The following is a 17,557-nucleotide window of genomic DNA, read 5'->3' as shown; positions in this document are numbered from 1 at the left end:
ACCATGCCGCCAGCAGAGCGGCCATCACTACAAAGGCTGAGAAATGAAGAAACTGATCCATACCTGTTGTGCGCTCGCCCTGCTGGGCGGCGTGTCCGGCCATGCGGCAGCGGATGCCGGCCAGGTCAATGTCTACAACTGGGGCAATAGCCTGGCCAAGGACAGCAATGCCAACTTCCTCAAGCAGACCGGCATCAAGGTGCGCTATCAGGAGTTCGACAGCAATGACACCCTGATGAGCAAGCTGCTGGTGGGTAATTCCGGTTACGACGTTGTCGTCCCCTCCGATGCCTACTTTGGCCGCCAGTTGCAGGCCGGCATGTTCCGCAAGCTGGACAAGAGCAAGATTCCCAATCTGGCGAAGCTGGACCCGGCATTGATGAAGATTCTGGAAGGCAGCGACCCCGGTAATCAATACGGCGTGCCGCTGAACTGGGGTACCGACGGCATCGGCATCAATCTGCAAAAAGTGGAGTCCGTACTGGGCAAGGGCGTGCCGCTCAATACCTGGGACATGCTGTTCGACCCCAAATACATGGCCAAACTGTCCAAGTGTGGCGTGTCGGTACTGGATTCGCCGGTGGACATGTTCGGCATGGGCTTGTACTACCTGAAAAAGAATCCGCTGAGCACCAATCCGGCCGATTACCAGGAAGTATTCAAGCTGCTGAAAACCATCCGGCCCTATATCGGCCAGTTCAATTCCAGCAGCTACGCACCCGATCTGGCCAGTGGCGATATCTGCATGGCCTTCGGTTATTCCGGTGACGTCAACACTGCCCGCATGGCGGCGCTGGCCGCGCACAAGCCTTACACCATCCAGTACATCCTGCCCAGGGAAGGCAGTGTGATCTGGTTCGACGTGATGGCTGTTCCCAGGACCGCCCCCAATGTCGATGCCGCGATGAAATGGATCAACCATGTGATTTCGCCCAACGAGGCCGCGGCGCTGAGCAACGAAACCTTTTACCCCAGCGCAGTACCGGCGGCCAAGCCGTTGATCCGGCCGGAAGTGCTGTCCGACCCGACTGTTTACCCCAGCGCCGCCGAAATGAAAAAGCTGTTCACCGTGCGTGCCCTGCCTACCGAAATCATGCGGCTGGAAACCCGCTTGTGGCAGGAACTGAAAACCCACTGAACGTCATCGCTTAGCCATTCGGGGTAAACATCATGCAAAGAAAACTGATCGCCATGGCCGTCATGGCCCTGCCGGTGATGGCGCACGCCGGTAGCGACAGCAGCACCGCCCTGCTGCAAAAACTGGAGGCACTGGAGCAGCAGGTAAAGGCCCTGCAGCAAAGCAATGCCCAGATTCCGCTGCTGCAGCAGCAAGTACAAAACCTGCAACAGCAACTGGGCAGCAGCAACACCGCAGCAAGTACTGGCAATGCGCCAACAGCAAGCGAAAGCGAGGAGCCGGAAACCCTGCAGCAAACCGTCAACAGCCTCAAGATCAAGGTAGACACGCTGAGCGAAGCGGCACAAACCGGGCCGATTGCCGGCCTGAGCGTAAGCGGTTTTGTTGACCCGATGTTCCTGTACAACCGCAACAGTAACTCTGCCGGTTTCCGCTTTCTCAACAAGAACAGCGCTTATAACTATTACGACAGCAATCTGGGCGATGTGTATCTGGACATCAAGAAAACCTTTGGCGTGGGGCCGGAGGCCCCCAGCGTGGAGCTGGTCATCCAGCCGGACCGCGGCAGCGGTGCCAGCTTCAGCAGTGAAGGCGGCGGCCTGACCAACAGCATTTTCAACCAGGCCAATGTCAACCTGCCGCTCAGTTCCACCGGCACCCTGCAACTGGGCCTGCTACCCAGTCTGGCTGGCTATGAGCCCAATCCGGCCAATCTGACCCAGACTCTCACCCACAACCTGCTGTTCGACTTCAGTGAACCGGCATCCTATCTGGGCATGAACTACAAGCTGTTCACCAACAACTACCAGACGCTGTGGCAGTTCATGCTGGCCAATGAACAGCTCAAGTCAGCCGGTTCCATCGTCAGCCAGAACGGGCGCAGCAACAGTAACAGCACCCCCACGCTGGCGGCGCGGGTGGACTACCAGTACACCAGCTCGCTGGACCTGGGCTTTTCCGCCAATATCGGCCGCCAGACTATCTACACACCATCCAGTTGCACCAGTGGTTTCGGCTATCAATGCAATCTGACATCGCCCTTTGGCCGCTACTTTTATGCCGAAGCTGACCTGACCTATACCTGGTCGGACATCCAGTACAACGCCCAGCTGGATTACGGCCAGCAGGCGCACGCCGCCTGGAATGGCGGCATGGCGCAATGGTATGGCTTCTCCTTGCTGGCGGCCAAAAAGTGGAATACCGACTGGCTGGGCAAGGTGGGTACGGTGGTGCGGGTGGACTACCTGAACAACAGCCGCAACGGTGGTGGTGGCAGCGGCATCCTGTATGGCCTGAGCGGTAACACGGCCAGCATCAATCCCACCAGCGGCTGGGGCGTGGACCAGCAATGCCTGAATGCTTCCAGCAACAACGGCATCGACTGCAAGGGGACCAACCGCAGTGACATCGCACTGGATTTGCTGTTCTATCCGGCAGACAAAATGACGGTGAAGCTGGAATACCGCCATGACTTTGCCAGCAATGCGGTGTTCCAGCGCAGCGATGGCAGTCTGTCACGCAATAACGACATTCTGGCCACCCAGTTCATCTACGCCTTCTGAGCATGCTGCTGCAGCCGCCCCGCCAGTGTGAGGCGGCTGCTTTTCAAGCCAGCCGGTAGATGGCAATGTCCACCCGGTCGGCCAGCGGATAATGCACTGTCCCGACAAAAACCTGATGGTTGACCCAGTGATGGGGGCCTGCGCCAGTCCTGATTTCGGGCTGGCAACGGCAGTGGTACAACTCAGCCGGAACCGGCCATACCCCGTTGCGTTCCAGCGCTGCGCCTGCGGGTGACAGATGCAGGAATCCCCGGTTATGCACCAGCAGCACTGCACCATCATCCAGCTGCACGGCATAGCGGGCATCCATGATGCCAACCCCGTCCTCACGCTGCAGGTAATTGTCGAATCCACCCGGCAATACCCGGCCCGACAGGCCATCCGGCCCGTGCACCACGCCACCGGTGATCGGGTACAGGCAGCGGTAACCATCTTCCGTATTACCTACTGCCATTTCGGGGCCGATATTGACCGAGAGGTTTAACCACAGTTGCAAAGGCGGGGGGAGATGTACAGCTTGCATCGGCGCGCTCCAGTCACAAAAGGTGGGGAAACGCCAGAGGCTACCCCCACTGTCCTGCACTGGCTGTCATCGGATTTGCCGACAACACGCTGTGGCCAGATGCTTACCTCCGGCACCGCACCAGCAAGGCCAGCAAGGATGCCAGCGCAGCAAAGCCGGTGACCGCACTCCAGCCATACCCGGCCAGCAACATGCTGGCCAATACCGAACCCAGCGACATGCCGATGAACATGCAGACAAACAGTACTACATTCAGTCGGCTGCGCGCCGCCGGGTCAATCCGGTAGATGACGGCCTGATGGGCGATCAGGCTGGCTTGCACACCAAGGTCGAACAGCACTGCGCCAGCTGCCAGCAGGCCAAGCTGCGTGTTCAGCGACAGCATGGGTGCCAGACTCAGCATGACAAAGGCCATGGCAGCCAGAGCAGCACCGGCGCGGGTGACCACCTCCGGCCCCTTGCGATCCGCCAGATGACCGGCCAGCGGTGCAGCCAGCGCCCCGGCGGCACCGGCCAGGCCAAACGCGCCGGCAGCTGCACTACCCAAGTGGAAGGGGCTTGCGTGCAGCATGATGGCCAGCGTGGACCAGAATGCGCTGAAGCCAACCGACAGCAGCCCTTGCGCAATGGCCGCACGGCGCAGGGCACGATGCTGGCACCACAGGCCAAGCAGCGAGCCGAGCAAGGCGTGATAGGGCAGTGTCGTGCTGGGCTGAAAGCGCGGCAGGTAACGGCGGATGGCCAGGCCGATGCACAGGATGCTGGCAGCGGCAATGAAGAACATGGCCCGCCAGCCGTATTGCTCGGCCACCACTCCGCTGATGACCCGCGACAGCAGGATGCCTGTCAGCAAGCCGGTCATCACGGTGCCCACCACCTTGCCACGCTCAGCCTCGGCGGCCAGCGTGGCGGCAGCCGGTACGATGTCCTGGGCCAGTGTTGCGCTCAGGCCGATCAGCAGCGAAGCCGGCAGCAATACCGCCAGCGAAGGCGACAGCCCGGCCAGCAGCAAGGCCAGCACCAGCACGGCAGCCTTGATCAGCATGATGTTGTGCCGGTCATGGCGGTCCCCCAGCGGGGCCAGCAGCAAGATACCCAGCGCGTATCCCAGCTGCGTCAGGGTGGGCACCAGGCCGGTGGCCTGACCGGACGCACCGATATCGCCAGCCAGTACGCCCAGCATGGGCTGGCTGTAGTAAAGGGAAGCAACCGACAGCCCGGCACCGGTGGCCATCAGCCCGATCAGCGAGCGGGGCAGGGCGTGAGATTGGGCCGGTGTGACCGACGGAGCCAGCGGATGTGGCAGGACTTTGGTGGAAGACATGTGCAGCCTCATGAATCAAGTGATGACCGTGACATCATGGCTGTGTGTGCTGTGCATGGGTAGGCGCGTGGATTGAAGATCTGTTATACGTATTGCGTATGACAGAACAAGGCTGACCATGATGGATGACATACAAGAACCGGGCAGTCCGCTGCGGACGAGCATGCCCTTGCAAGCAGGAACCGGAGAGCGCATCGAGCTGATGCTGACCTTTCTGAAAATTGTCGAGGCGGGCAGCCTGTCCGCAGCTGCGCTGCAACTGGGCACGACCCAGCCCACCATCAGCCGCCGGCTGCAAATGCTGGAGCGTTCGCTGGGTTTACGCCTGCTGCAACGTACCACCCACACCATGCGGCTGACCCAGGATGGAGAGCGCTGCTATGAGCGCGCCAAGGAGCTGCTGGCTGGCTGGGCGCGTTTTGAATCCGAACTCAAAGGGGCCAGGGAAGAGCCTGAGGGCGTGCTGCGCGTGATTGTGCCGCACGCCTTTGGCCAGGAACGCCTGATCGGCCCGCTGGCCAGCTATCTGCAGCAGCATGCCGGCATGTCGGTGGAATGGCTGCTGCATGATGACCGGGCCATTCAGGACTACATTGCCGCCGGTATCGACTGTGCGATACAGGTGGGAGAAGTGACCGACCCAGGGCTGGTGGCCCTGCCGCTGGCCCAGGTGCCGCGCATTGTGGTGGCAGCGCCTTCCTTGCTTGATGGCCAGCCGATACCGCAAGACGCGGCCGAACTGGCGGCGCTGCCCTGGCTGGCCCTGCGCACCTTTTACCGCAACGAGGTGCAGTTGACCCACTCGGAGACGGGCAGGCACAAGCGCATCCAGATCCGCCCGCGTTTCAGCACCGACAGCCTCTATGCCTTGCGCAGTGCGGCCCTGCAGGGGGTAGGTGTCGGTATCGGCTCGCGCTGGGTGATGACCGAATACCTGGAGCAAGGGCAGTTGATCCAGCTGGCACCCAAATGGCAGGCCGCACCGCTACCGGTCAGCCTGGTGTATCCCTACGCCCGTTTCTATCCGGCCCGCTTGCGTCGTTTTATCGACTTGGTGCGCGCTGAAGCGCCTGCCATTTTTGGCGAGCAGTGAGGACAGGAGGAAGGCAGGTCAGGCATCAGATGCTTGCTGTGTCGTCTGAGCAAGTCGAGGGCATGCGGCCTGTTCAACCTTGTGGCTGGCCACAGAGCCACTCTGGCTGCGCACTTAATGGCCACAAGCCTTGGCTGCCATACTCGCGATTAGCTTGAAGAAAACCAGCGAAGCACATCCCGACAGGAAAAGCGGTGTGGGTATGGTCTGTGTTCGTTTCATATCCTCGATTGCCATCTTCATGATCAAAATCAGCAAGGCGGCAAGAGCGAGGGCGAAGGTGATAGCAAGCGCAGCAACCTTAGTCCCCTTTAGCGACCATATGTATGGGGAGCAGGGGCTGGATAGCCAGGCTGCGACCAAGGTATTCAAGACGATGAACAGCAGTGCGTATGAGCGGGTTACTTTCATTTGTTCCCGGGGCCTCTTTTGTGCCGTCCTTGCCACCAAGACTGGCAGCCGTGCTTCAGGATCTGAGCCTTGTGCATTTGGCGGCATCTTTCGGGTTTTCAGCCAGAGAAGGTGATCTTGTTCTTGCTGTTAATGATGATCTAGCGATCAGAGGCAATGCAAAGACGGAAGGCCTGGACCAAACATCGGCGTACAACATGTACTGCTTGGGGCATGGTTTTCTCAGTCATGTGTAATACCCATGGAGGCCAGCAATGAAAAAAGCCATTGAGGATCAGTAGCTTACTGAAATTCAATGGCTTTTTGCGAATCTGGAGCGGGTGATGGGAACCTCATCGTGTTCCCAACTCGTTGATTGATAACGAGTTTTTCGAACTCGGCGAACCGAGATGTACATAATTATGGACTGAAAAACCACCCTTGGTCAACGCGCGCTCCGAGCAGGTCCAGTGCGAGTCATGGACAGCCAGCAATAGCCAATGTACCCGAGCGCTCAACGTCACGAGGCCGGCTCATCTCCCTTTAACAGGAACTCCTGGCGTGCGCGCTGCAGGAACCGCTTCATCGGCTCAGTGGGTTCGGCGCCACGGCGCAGCAGATAAGTGGACAGCATGTGCGGCGTGCCGGCCAGGGGGCGGACGGTTATGTCGGGGCGGTTCAGGGTCTGCACCTGCGAAGCAATGGCGAAACCGATGCCGTAACCGGCACCGACCAGAGTCAGCATTACGCCTAAGCTCGTCACCTGATCTACCAGCTTGAGCGGCATGGACGCACTTTGCAGTACAGCCTGGATTTGATGGTGGCAGCCCGATCCTGCATCCGGATGGCATAGAACCAGCGGAAACTTCAAGGCGTCATCCAGCGGCACTTCCGCGTGTGCCAGCAAGGGGTGGCGCACGGGCACAATCACCGACAGCGGATCGGTCCACACGGGCTCGGCGACAAGGCCTTCAGTCACCGCGTCCGATAGCGCAAAACCGATGTCCAGCAGATCGTTATGCAGGCCCTTGAGTTGCTGCGCGAAAGGCAGCTCGAAGACGCGAATCTCCAGCTCGGGTTCTTCCTCGCGGCTGCGCGCCAGCAAGGTGGCAATGTGGGGCTGTGCCAAACTGTCGCAGATGGCGATGCGCAGGTAGCCCTGATAGCCCTGTGCCGCCGCCTTTGCGGCACTCACCGCCTGCTCCACGGTAGCCAGCACGCGCCGGCACTCACCAAGGAACACTTGACCGGCCCTGGTCAGTCGCGTCTGGTTTGCACTGCGGTCGAACAACTGCACGCCGAGCGTGGCTTCGAGATGGCGCATCGCGCGTGACACGGGCGATTGCTCGACGCCAAGGCGCTCCGCCGCTCGCGCGAAATGCAGTTCTTCCGCGACCGCAACGAAATAGCGCAGTAGTCTAAGTTCCAATGCGGCCTCCTGTTCGCCCCGTTCTCGGCCTGCGTCCACGTCATGCGGATTGCGCCTCGCTCTCTCCTGCAATGATGGGAAAGAGGTTCCGGCTCTGCTTAGGGAGCAAATTCGCCACAGTCCTCCTTATTCCATCAACACCACAGACCTCACCTGTATCGACCCAAACATCAGTTTTGAATGCTTGGTTTCTGCCCAAAGGCCCTCCATTCCACCAAGCGAATATTCCAAGCCCCGAGCGACAAAGCCACGTTATGGCGTCAGCAGCTCCCGTAGCATCGCTACATGAAGGCGTTTCCATTCGGCTATCGCATCAGGGGCCACCAGGCCGCGGACCACGCCGTCGAGCATTGCATGTATGCCAGGCGACAGGATCAGCCGCGGCGCATGCGTAATAGCACTGCGACGCAGCGTGCCCTGCCGGACACCACGCTGGAGCAGGCGCGCCACATCGGCGATGTGCGGCTCAAACATGGTCTGGTGCCATTGGTCGAAGGCCTGCGGCACGCGCGTGCCGTTAGCCAGCAGCAAGCGCACGGCCTGCAGCACTGAGGGATCACCGAGGGATTGGTACATCGGTTCCACGACACGGCGCACTAGCAGGTCCACGGTCACGGGTTCTTCGTCCGCCAGGGCCTCGGGAGCGGCCGGCATGGGCGGCTGGATCAGGCGCTTGAGTAGTGCGCCAAAAATCTCCTCCTTGCTGGCGAAATGCGTGTAGACGCCGCCCTTGGACAGGCCTGCCGCCTCGGCGATGTCGTCGAGGCGCGCGGACGCGAAGCCCTTGTCGGAGAACACCTGCAGCGCTGCGTCGAGGATCTGCGTGACGCGCGTGGCTGCAGGCAGGCGCCGGCGTGGCGGACCTGGCTCGCTGACGCCAGGTGAGGCTGCTGAAATATCGTTGTTGATCATGGTGGTGTGCGCTAGGCAAGAAGAAGCCGACACTTTACCCACAGCTTCCTGCTCCCCGCGACTGTTCGCCGTTGTCATCGTGGTCGCGCAACAGTATACTATTGGCCGGCCAGTCGGTATTTAAAAGATGATCGATTGATGTATGTCAAATCCATCCCCCGGAAAAGCCCCAAGATCCTAAGCATGACCTCTGCAACCACATCCTCATTGCCAGGCGCGACGCTGGCGGATCGTCTTGACGCGCAGGCCCACGCTCTGCTGGCCCGAGCCTCTGGCGGGCTCTCGCCGGCCTCGGCGCTGCTGGCCTGGCAGGACTGGGCTGTGCACCTGGCCAACTCGCCCGGCAAGCAGATGGCGCTGGCGCAGTTGGCCGGCACGCAAGCCCAGGCGCTGAGTCAGTACATGCGCGCGCGCCTGCAAGCCGCACCGGACCATGAGCAGGTGCTGGTGGAGCCACCGGCACAAGACCGACGCTTCGTTGATCCGGCGTGGCGGAAATGGCCGTTCTGTCTCTGGCAGCAATCCTTCCTGTTGACCGAACAGTGGTGGGATGCGGCGACACATGGCGTGAGTGGCGTCGACCGGCATCACGAGAACATGGTCTCGTTCTGGGCCCGGCAGTGGCTAGACATGTTCTCGCCCGGCAACCGATTGGCGACCAATCCGTTGGCGCTGCGCCGGACGGTTGAGGAACTCGGCGCCAATCTCGTGCGTGGCGCGCAGCATCTGGTCGAGGATCTGCAGCAGGCCGTCACTGGAACCGGGCCGGAGACCGGCTTCACGGTCGGCCGCGATGTCGGTGTCACGCCCGGCCAGGTGGTGCTGCGCAATCGCGTGATGGAGCTGATCCAGTACGCGCCCGCCACCGGCTTGGTGCACGCCGAGCCGGTGCTGCTGATTCCGGCCTGGATCATGAAGTACTACATCCTCGACCTGTCGCCGCATGACTCGCTGGTGAAGTACCTCGTGGATCAAGGCCACACCGTATTTTGCATTTCCTGGAAGAATCCCGGCGAGGCCGAGCACGACCTGGGCATGGATGACTACCTTCGCGACGGCTTTCACGCCGCGCTGGATGCCGTCAACGCGATTCTTCCCAAGCGTAAAGTGCATGCCGCCGGCTACTGCCTGGGCGGCACGCTGCTGGCCATCGCGGCCGCCGCCATGGCCCGCGACGGCGACACGCGCCTAGCCAGCACCAGCTACTTTGCCGCACAAACCGATTTCAGTGAGCCCGGCGAGCTGGGTCTGTTCATCGACGCGAGCCAGGTCAGCCTGCTCGAAGCGCAGATGGCCAAGACCGGCTATTTGAAGGCCAGCCAGATGGCTGGCGCGTTCCAGATGCTGCGCTCCTACGACCTGCTGTGGTCACGCCTGGTGCACGACTACCTGCTCGGCGACCGCAGCGGTTTCAACGACCTGATGGCGTGGAACGCCGACACCACGCGCATGCCGGCAACCATGCATTCGCAGTACCTGCGACGGCTGTTCCTGAACGACGACCTCAGCGAGGGCCGTTATCCGGTCGATGGCCGTCCAGTCTCGCTGGGTAGCCTGACACTCCCGACCTTCATGGTGGGTACCGCCACGGACCATGTCGCGCCCTGGCGCTCGGTGCACAAGCTGCACTACCTGTGCCCGGCCGAGATCACGTTCGTGCTGACCAGCGGCGGCCACAACGCAGGCATCGTCAACCCCCCAGTGTCGACGTCGAAACGCCAGTACCAGTGGCTGACCCGCGAGGCCGGGGGTACCTATCTGGCGCCGGATGAATGGCTGGCTGCGGCTTCCACCGTGCGGGGCTCTTGGTGGCCGGCTTGGCAGCAATGGCTGGCCGCGCGTTCGGGTGCCCAAGTCAAACCGCCGCGTATGGGCAGCAGCGCCTACCCGGCCACCGCCGATGCACCCGGCAGCTACGTCCTGGAAAAGTAAATGGCAGGCGCATTGCAAGGCAAGAAAGGCCTGGTCGTCGGCGTCGCCAACGACAAGAGCATCGCCTGGGGCTGCGCACGCGCCCTGCGCGATGCCGGCGCCGAACTGGCCCTCACCTGGTTCAACGACAAGGCCCGCCCGCATGTCGAGCCCTTGGCGCAGCAACTGCAGGCCCCCATCACGCTGCCGCTGGACGTCGAGCAAGCCGGCCAGATGGAGGCCGTGTTCGCCGCCATCGCGCAGCGATGGGGTCAGCTGGACTTCGTGCTGCACTCCATCGCGTTCGCACCCAAGAGCGATCTGCACGGCCGCGTGGTCGACAGCTCGCGCGAGGGCTTCGCGCGGGCCATGGACATCTCCTGCCATTCCTTTGCGCGCATGGCGCATCTGGCCGAGCCGCTGATGCCGCAGGGCGGCAGCCTGATGACTATGAGCTATGTGGGCGCGGAAGAAGTGATCCCGGGCTACGGCCTCATGGGGCCGGTGAAGGCCGCGCTGGAGGCCAGCACGCGCTACCTGGCAGCCGAACTGGGCCCCAAGGGCATCCGTGTCAATGCCATCTCGCCCGGCCCGCTGGCCACGCGCGCGGCCTCGGGCATCCCCGATTTCGATACGCTGTTGCAAGAGGCCGTGCAGCGCGCACCGCTGCGCCGTCTGGTGGACATTGACGAAATCGGTGCACTGTGCACTTTTCTGGCCGGCGATGGAGCCAAGGCCATCACCGGCAGCACGCTCTACGTGGACGCCGGCTACCACATCCTCGGTTGAACGCATGCTGATATCCCGACTCCTCCCTTTGGCCGGCGCTCTGCTGCTGGCCGGTTGTGCCTCGATGGCACCTTCTTACGAGCGCCCGGCCGCGCCGCTGCCCGCACAGTACGGTGCCGGGCTGGCGGCCACTGGTGCTGATGCCGCCGCGCTCGACTGGCGCGGCTACTTCACCGACCCGGCGCTGCAGCGGCTGATCGAGCAGGCGCTGGCGCACAACCACGACCTGCGCACGGCCGTGCTGCGCGTGCAGGAGGCGCAGGCCGCCTACGGCATCCAGCGCAGCGCACGCTACCCCACGCTGGGCCTGTCCGCCGAGGCGGCGCGCGCCCGCACCCCCGCCGACCTGAGCCTCACCGGCCACGCCATCACCGCCAGCCAGTTCCAGGTCGGCCTGGGTGTCAGCAGCTGGGAGCTCGACTTTTGGGGTCGCCTCGCCAGCCTCAACGAGGCGGCGCTGCAAAGCTTCCTGGCCACGGACGCGGCCCGTCGCGCCACCACGCTCAGCCTGATCGCGCAGGTGGCCGATACCTACCTGGGCCTGCGCGAGGTGGACGAACGCCTGCGCCTGGCGCAGGAGAGTGCGGCCAGCCAGCGCGAATCCCTGCGCATCTTCACACGCCGCTTCGAGGTTGGTTCTGCATCGCGACTGGAATTGACGCAGGTGCAGACCCTGGTGGCGCAGGCGGATTCGTTGGTTGTCCAGCTGCAGCAGCAGCGCGACCAGCAGGCTCATGCTCTGGACTTGCTGCTGGGCAGCCCAGCCGAACTGCCGCCGATGCCGGCTCCGGCTCCGGCCCAGGCCGAAGCGGCATGGCAGTTGCCACCGCTACAGGTGGGACTGCCATCGGAGTTGCTGTTGCAGCGTCCCGACATCGTCGCGGCCGAACACCAGTTGCGCTCTGCCAACGCTCAGATCGGCGCTGCTCGTGCGGCCTTTTTCCCTAGCATCCGGCTGACGGCCTTCGGCGGTACGGCCTCTAACGAGCTCGATGGCCTGTTCAAAGGGGCCAACCGCGCGTGGAGTTTCGCGCCCAGCCTTTCCCTACCGATCTTTGACGGGGGGCGCAATCAGGCCAATCTCGACCTGGCCGAAGTACGCCGGAACCTGGCCGTGGTGCAGTACGAGCAGGCCGTGCAGGCCGCCTTCCGCGACGTAGCCGACGCGCTGTCGGCACGCCGCTGGCTCGCCGAGCAGGTGCAGGTTCAGCGCGAAGCGTTGGCCGTGCAGCGGGAACGCGCCCGCCTGTCGCGCCTAGCCTATGACAACGGCGCCACCAGCTTTCTGGATGTGCTCGACGCCGAGCGCTCGCTGATCTCCGCCGCGCAGCAACTGGTTCAAACCCGCCGCGCGCTGCTGGCCAGCCAAGTCGCCCTGTACCGCGCACTGGGCGGTGGCGCACAAGCGCTGCCCGATGCGCCACTGCTGGCTTCTCCCACCCTTCCTGCCTCTGCCGCAGCACCCACAGCCCACTGAAAACCATGGACAACGCATTGAAAAAGAAACTGATTACCGTCGGCATTGCGATAGCGCTGGCTGCGGGTGCCTGGTACACATGGCAGAAGTACAAAGGCGGCAAAGACGACGGCGCCTTACTGCACGGCAACGGCCGCATCGAGGCGACCGAAGTCGACGTGGCGACCAAGCTGGCAGGGCGCGTCGACAATATCCTGGTCAGCGAAGGAGCCTTCGTAAAGGCAGGCCAGGTGCTGGCCACCATGCAGGTGCAGACGCTGAACGCGCAGCTGCGCGAGGCCAAGGCCCAGCGCCAGCAGACCCTGGCCGCCGTCGCCAGCGCGCAGGCCCAGGTGGTCATGCGCCAGAGCGACAAGACGGCCCAGCTGGCCCGGATGCGCCAGGCCGAGGCCGAGTTCGACGCTGCCAAGCGCCGGCTGGCACGTTCGGAGACCCTGACAAAGGAAGGTGCAGCCTCGGTGCAGACGCTGGACGACGACCGGGCTCGCGCGCGCAGCGCCGAAGCCGCGATTGCCTCTGTGCAGGCGCAGGCCGATTCGGCCGATGCCGCCGTCGCCGCCGCACGCATGCAGGTCACCAGCGCGCAGTCCCAGGTCCAAGCCATCGATGCCACGCTGGAGCGCATCCAGGCCGAAATCGACGACAGCCAGCTGAAGGCACCGCGCGACGGCCGCGTGCAGTTCCGCCTGGCCCAGCCCAGCGAGGTGCTGGGCGCCGGCGGCAAGGTGCTGAACCTAGTCGACCTGTCCGACGTCTACATGAGCTTCTTCCTGCCCGAGACCGCGGCCGGCCGCGTGGCGCTGGGCTCGGAGGTGCGCATCGTGCTCGACGCCGCGCCCCAGTTCGTGATTCCCGCCCAGGTGTCCTTCGTGGCCAGTACGGCCCAGTTCACGCCCAAGACGGTCGAAACCGCCAGCGAACGCCAGAAGCTGATGTTCCGCGTGAAGGCGCGCATTGCACCCGAGTTGCTGCAAAAGCACCTGGAGCAGGTCAAGACGGGTCTGCCGGGCGAGGCCTGGATCAAGCTCGACCCGCACAGCGAGTGGCCGGCCAAGCTGCAAACCAGGGTTGCGCCCTGACGGCGCGGCGGAAGGCTCGGCTTCATGGCTTCTGCAAGCAATTCAACCCCGGTCATCTCCCTGCACGATGTGCGCCAGCGCTACGGCAAGACCGAAGCGCTGCGCGGCATCACGCTGGACGTCCCCGCGGGCGGCATGGTGGGCCTCATTGGCCCTGACGGCGTCGGCAAATCCAGTCTGCTGTCGCTGGTGGCGGGCGCACGTGCCGTGCAGCACGGGCAGGTGCTCGTGCTGGGCGGCGACATGGCCCGCCGCAGGCACCGCAATGCCGTGTGCCCACGCATTGCCTATATGCCGCAGGGCCTGGGCAAGAACCTCTATCCCACCTTGTCGGTCGAAGAGAACCTGCAGTTCTTTGCGCGCCTGTTCGGGCACGACGCCGCTGAACGCCGCCGGCGCATCGATGACCTGACGCAGAGCACCGGCCTGCGCAAGTTCCTGGGCCGCCCCGCGGGTAAGCTCTCGGGTGGCATGAAGCAAAAGCTCGGCCTGTGCTGCGCGCTGATCCATGATCCCGACTTGCTGATCCTGGACGAGCCCACCACGGGCGTCGATCCGTTGGCCCGCGCTCAGTTCTGGGAGCTGATCAACCGCATCCGCGCCACCCGCCCGCAGATGAGCGTGGTGGTGGCTACGGCCTACATGGACGAGGCCCAGCGCTTCGACTGGCTGGTGGCCATGGACGATGGCAAGGTGCTCGACACCGGCACGCCCAGTGAACTGCTCGGACGCACGGGTACGCAGTCGCTGGAGGCGGCCTTCATCGCGCTACTGCCCGAGGACAAGAAACGCGGCCACGCCGCCGTGGTGATCCCGCCGCTGCAGACCCGCGAGGACGACATCGCCATCGAGGCGCGCGAACTGACCATGCGCTTTGGCGATTTCGTTGCCGTGGACCATGTCAACTTCCGCATCCGCCGCGGCGAGATCTTCGGCTTCCTCGGCTCCAACGGCTGCGGAAAGTCCACCACCATGAAGATGCTGACGGGTCTGCTGCCTGCCAGCGAAGGCCGGGCCTGGCTGTTTGGCCACGAAGTGGATTCCAGCGACATCGCCACGCGCCGCCGCGTGGGCTATATGTCGCAGGGCTTTTCGCTGTACGGCGAGCTGACGGTGTTGCAGAACCTGGTGCTGCACGCCCAGTTGTTCGACGTGCCGGCGGCCGAGATCTCCGCGCGCGTCGAGGAAATGCTGGAGCGCTTTGGCCTGCGCGAAGAGCGCCATGACCTGCCCGACAAGCTGCCGCTGGGCCTGCGCCAGCGCCTGTCGCTGGCCGTGGCCATGGTGCACAAGCCCGAGTTGCTGATTCTGGACGAGCCCACGTCCGGCGTGGACCCGATCGCCCGTGACCAGTTCTGGCGCCTGCTGGTGGAGCTGTCGCGCCGCGACCAGGTGACGATCTTCATCTCCACCCATTTCATGAATGAGGCCGAGCGCTGCGATCGCATGTCCATGATGCATGCGGGCAAGGTGCTGGACTCCGACACGCCCGCCGCCCTGGTGGCTAAGCGCGGCGCCGCCACGCTGGAGGAAGCCTTCATCGGCTATCTGGTGGAAGCCTCGGGCGAAGCGGCGCCCGCGCCGGCCGCCAAGGTGGAAGCGGCTGATGCCGATCCAGCCGGCGCCGCGGCTGCGCCGGCTCCAGAGCCGCGTCCGCGCGCCGCGGGCTTCAGCCTGCAGCGCCTGTGGAGCTATCTGTGGCGCGAAGCGCTGGAGCTGCAGCGCGACCCGGTGCGCGCCGCGCTGGCCCTGGTGGGCTCGCTGGTGCTGATGATCGTGATCGGCTACGGCATCAACATGGATGTGGAGAACCTGACGGTCGCCGTGCTCGACCGCGACCAGAGCACCTTGAGCCAGAGCTACACACATGGCCTGTCGGGCTCGCGCTACTTCATCGAGCAGGCGCCACTGCGCTCCTACGAGGAACTGGACCAGCGCATGCGCGCCGGCAAGATCGCGCTGGCCATCGAAATCCCGCCCGACTTCGGCCGCGATGTGCTGAGCGGCCGCGCCACCGCCATCGGAGCGTGGTTCGACGGCGCCATGCCCACGCGCGCGGAAACGGTCAAGGGCTATGTGCAAGGCATGCACCAGCGGTGGCTGAGCGAGCAGGTACGCGAACGCACGGGCCAGCAACTGAGCAGCCAAGTGAGCATCGAGACCCGCTACCGCTACAACCCCGATGTGAAGAGCCTGCCGGCCATCGTGCCGGCCGTGATGCCGCTGCTGCTGCTGATGTTCCCGGCCATGCTGACGGCGCTGGCCGTGGTGCGCGAAAAGGAGCTGGGCTCCATCGTCAACCTCTATGTGACGCCTGTGACGCGGGTGGAATTCCTGCTGGGCAAGCAGCTGCCCTACGTGGCGCTGGCCATGCTGAACTACCTGCTGATGAGCGGCCTGGCGGTGTTTGTGTTCGGGGTGCCGATGAAGGGCAGTTTTTTCACGCTGACGCTGGCCGCCCTGCTGTTCAGCTGCATTTCCACCGGCATGGGGCTGCTGGCTTCTGCGGTCACGCGCAGCCAGATCGCGGCCATGTTCTTCGCCATGCTGGGCACCTTGATCCCGGCCACGCAGTTTTCCGGCCTGACGGACCCGGTCTCCTCGCTGGAGGGGGCGGGCCGCTGGATTGGCGAGATTTACCCCGCCACCCACATGATCATCATCAGCCGCGGCGTGTTCAGCAAGTCGCTCGGCTGGCAGGACCTGAGCAGTTCCTTCTGGCCCATGCTGATCGCCATCCCGGTGATCGTCGGCATCGCCATCTGGGCGCTCCCCAAACAGGAAAAGTAGCCATGGCGCACCATCTGAAAAACATCTGGCGTCTGGGCGTCAAGGAGCTGTGGAGCCTGTGGCGCGACCCGGTGATGCTGGTGCTGATCGTCTACACCTTCACGTTGTCGGTCTACACGGCGGCCTCGGCCATGCCAGAGACGCTGCACCACGCGCCGATCGCCATCGTCGACGAGGACCAGTCGCCGCTGTCCGCGCGCATCACGTCGGCGTTCTACCCGCCGCATTTCACGGCGCCGCAGATGATGAACTTCGCGCAGGTGGACCCGGCCATGGATGCCGGCCGCATCACCTTCGCGCTGACCATCCCGCCGGGCTTCCAGCGCGATGTGCTGGCTGGAAAGACGGCGGAACTGCAGCTGAACGTCGATGCCACGCGCATGTCCCAGGCCTTCTCGGGCAGCGGCTATGTGCAGCAGATCGTGAGCGACGAAATCAATGAGTTCACCCAGCGCCACCGCGCGGCGAGCAGCTCTCCGGTGGACCTGACGCTGCGCGCGCGCTTCAACCCGACGCTGAACAAGACCTGGTTCGGCGGGGTGATGCAGATCATCAACAACGTGACCATGCTGTCCATCATCCTCACCGGCGCGGCGCTGCTCCGTGAGCGCGAGCACGGCACCATCGAGCATCTCTTGGTGATGCCCGTCACGCCCACCGAGATCATGCTGGCCAAGGTCTGGTCCATGGGGGCGGTGGTGCTGCTCGCGGCCGGGGTGTCGCTGAACCTGGTGGTGCGAGGCTGGCTGCAAGTGCCCATCGAAGGCAGCGTGGGGCTGTTCCTCGCCGGCTCGGCGCTGAGCCTGTTCGCCACTACGGCCATGGGCATCTTCATGGCCACGGTGGCGCGCTCCATGCCGCAGTTCGGCCTGCTGCTGGTGCTCACGCTGGTGCCGCTGCAGTTGCTGTCGGGCGGCGCCACGCCGCGCGAATCCATGCCGCAGATGGTGCAGGACATCATGCTGCTGGCCCCGACCACCCACTTCGTCAGCATGGCCCAGGCCATCCTGTATCGCGGCGCCGGGCTGTCCGTGGTGTGGCCGCAATTCCTGGCGCTGCTGGCCATCGGCTCGGTGCTGTTCGCGCTTTCGCTGGCGCGCTTTCGCAAGACCATCACGCAGATGGCCTGAGTTCCTTTCA

General features: G+C 63.7%; 14 protein-coding genes. 9 read left to right on the top strand and 5 right to left on the bottom strand.

The genetic code is table 11. From position 1 onward, the window contains the following. Positions 1–43 precede the first annotated feature (43 nt). Both ACE3SE_RS09350 and ACE3SE_RS09345 read left to right on the top strand, forming a co-directional pair. A complete protein-coding gene (locus tag ACE3SE_RS09350) occupies positions 44–1,138 on the top strand; it encodes an extracellular solute-binding protein (RefSeq protein WP_374554839.1) in 1,095 nt (364 codons plus the stop codon). A gap of 32 nt (positions 1,139–1,170) precedes the next feature. Then, positions 1,171–2,700, top strand: a complete 1,530-nt coding sequence (locus ACE3SE_RS09345; protein WP_374554837.1) for a DUF3138 family protein — start codon at positions 1,171–1,173, stop codon at positions 2,698–2,700. Positions 2,701–2,743: 43 nt separating this feature from the next. Here the strand turns inward: ACE3SE_RS09345 and ACE3SE_RS09340 are convergent, their stop codons facing one another. Then, on the bottom strand, positions 2,744–3,223 hold the full coding sequence (locus ACE3SE_RS09340) for a DUF3237 domain-containing protein (RefSeq protein ID WP_374554835.1): 480 nt from the start codon (positions 3,221–3,223) through the stop codon (positions 2,744–2,746). 103 nt (positions 3,224–3,326) lie between these two features. Beyond that, positions 3,327–4,547, bottom strand: a complete 1,221-nt coding sequence (locus tag ACE3SE_RS09335; RefSeq protein ID WP_374554833.1) for an MFS transporter — start codon at positions 4,545–4,547, stop codon at positions 3,327–3,329. Between the two features lie 169 nt (positions 4,548–4,716). On the opposite strand from ACE3SE_RS09335, the gene ACE3SE_RS09330 reads away from it, so the two are divergent. Beyond that, positions 4,717–5,640, top strand: a complete 924-nt coding sequence (locus tag ACE3SE_RS09330; protein ID WP_197077116.1) for a LysR family transcriptional regulator — start codon at positions 4,717–4,719, stop codon at positions 5,638–5,640. A gap of 114 nt (positions 5,641–5,754) precedes the next feature. On the opposite strand, the gene ACE3SE_RS09325 is transcribed toward ACE3SE_RS09330, so the two are convergent. From ACE3SE_RS09325 to ACE3SE_RS09315, 3 genes are all read right to left on the bottom strand, one after another. Continuing rightward, entirely contained in the window at positions 5,755–6,051 is a 297-nt protein-coding gene (locus ACE3SE_RS09325; RefSeq protein WP_374554831.1) for a hypothetical protein, read from the bottom strand. Positions 6,052–6,550: 499 nt separating this feature from the next. Continuing rightward, complete coding sequence (locus ACE3SE_RS09320; protein ID WP_295382714.1) at positions 6,551–7,459, bottom strand: LysR family transcriptional regulator; 909 nt, start codon at positions 7,457–7,459, stop codon at positions 6,551–6,553. Positions 7,460–7,711: 252 nt separating this feature from the next. Then, a complete protein-coding gene (locus ACE3SE_RS09315) occupies positions 7,712–8,371 on the bottom strand; it encodes a TetR/AcrR family transcriptional regulator (protein WP_374554829.1) in 660 nt (219 codons plus the stop codon). Between the two features lie 183 nt (positions 8,372–8,554). Between ACE3SE_RS09315 and ACE3SE_RS09310 the strand changes: the two genes are divergently transcribed. From ACE3SE_RS09310 to ACE3SE_RS09285, 6 genes are read left to right on the top strand one after another with little or no spacing between them, the layout of a single operon-like run. After that, positions 8,555–10,303 carry a PHA/PHB synthase family protein gene (locus ACE3SE_RS09310; protein WP_374554827.1) on the top strand — a complete coding sequence of 583 codons (1,749 nt, stop codon included), beginning with the start codon at positions 8,555–8,557 and terminating at the stop codon, positions 10,301–10,303. Next, entirely contained in the window at positions 10,304–11,071 is a 768-nt protein-coding gene (gene fabI / locus ACE3SE_RS09305) for an enoyl-ACP reductase FabI (protein WP_295382710.1), read from the top strand. It begins immediately after the preceding gene. 4 nt (positions 11,072–11,075) lie between these two features. After that, positions 11,076–12,548 (top strand): efflux transporter outer membrane subunit, encoded by a 1,473-nt coding sequence (locus ACE3SE_RS09300; RefSeq protein ID WP_374554825.1) that lies wholly within the window; start codon positions 11,076–11,078, stop codon positions 12,546–12,548. Positions 12,549–12,553: 5 nt separating this feature from the next. Continuing rightward, entirely contained in the window at positions 12,554–13,627 is a 1,074-nt protein-coding gene (locus ACE3SE_RS09295) for an HlyD family secretion protein (protein WP_374554823.1), read from the top strand. 24 nt (positions 13,628–13,651) lie between these two features. Further along, positions 13,652–16,417, top strand: a complete 2,766-nt coding sequence (rbbA, locus tag ACE3SE_RS09290) for a ribosome-associated ATPase/putative transporter RbbA (RefSeq protein ID WP_374554821.1) — start codon at positions 13,652–13,654, stop codon at positions 16,415–16,417. 2 nt (positions 16,418–16,419) lie between these two features. Beyond that, positions 16,420–17,547 (top strand): ABC transporter permease, encoded by a 1,128-nt coding sequence (locus ACE3SE_RS09285; RefSeq protein WP_276706193.1) that lies wholly within the window; start codon positions 16,420–16,422, stop codon positions 17,545–17,547. Positions 17,548–17,557: the final 10 nt, after the last annotated feature.

Source organism: Aquitalea pelogenes, assembly GCF_041914625.1.
Lineage (GTDB): Bacteria > Pseudomonadota > Gammaproteobacteria > Burkholderiales > Chromobacteriaceae > Aquitalea > Aquitalea pelogenes.
This window is presented reverse-complemented; position numbering and strand designations above follow the sequence as displayed.

Bases quoted from the DNA above. Each gene is read 5' to 3' on its own strand.
- ACE3SE_RS09345 (WP_374554837.1), top strand. From the start codon at position 1,171: ATGCAAAGAAAACTGATCGCCATGGCCGTCATGGCCCTGCCGGTGATG.
- ACE3SE_RS09295 (WP_374554823.1), top strand. From the start codon at position 12,554: ATGGACAACGCATTGAAAAAGAAACTGATTACCGTCGGCATTGCGATA.
- ACE3SE_RS09340 (WP_374554835.1), bottom strand. From the start codon at position 3,223: ATGCAAGCTGTACATCTCCCCCCGCCTTTGCAACTGTGGTTAAACCTC.
- ACE3SE_RS09350 (WP_374554839.1), top strand. From the start codon at position 44: ATGAAGAAACTGATCCATACCTGTTGTGCGCTCGCCCTGCTGGGCGGC.
- ACE3SE_RS09335 (WP_374554833.1), bottom strand. From the start codon at position 4,547: ATGTCTTCCACCAAAGTCCTGCCACATCCGCTGGCTCCGTCGGTCACA.
- ACE3SE_RS09310 (WP_374554827.1), top strand. From the start codon at position 8,555: ATGACCTCTGCAACCACATCCTCATTGCCAGGCGCGACGCTGGCGGAT.
- ACE3SE_RS09300 (WP_374554825.1), top strand. From the start codon at position 11,076: ATGCTGATATCCCGACTCCTCCCTTTGGCCGGCGCTCTGCTGCTGGCC.
- ACE3SE_RS09285 (WP_276706193.1), top strand. From the start codon at position 16,420: ATGGCGCACCATCTGAAAAACATCTGGCGTCTGGGCGTCAAGGAGCTG.
- fabI (WP_295382710.1), top strand. From the start codon at position 10,304: ATGGCAGGCGCATTGCAAGGCAAGAAAGGCCTGGTCGTCGGCGTCGCC.
- ACE3SE_RS09325 (WP_374554831.1), bottom strand. From the start codon at position 6,051: ATGAAAGTAACCCGCTCATACGCACTGCTGTTCATCGTCTTGAATACC.
- rbbA (WP_374554821.1), top strand. From the start codon at position 13,652: ATGGCTTCTGCAAGCAATTCAACCCCGGTCATCTCCCTGCACGATGTG.
- ACE3SE_RS09315 (WP_374554829.1), bottom strand. From the start codon at position 8,371: ATGATCAACAACGATATTTCAGCAGCCTCACCTGGCGTCAGCGAGCCA.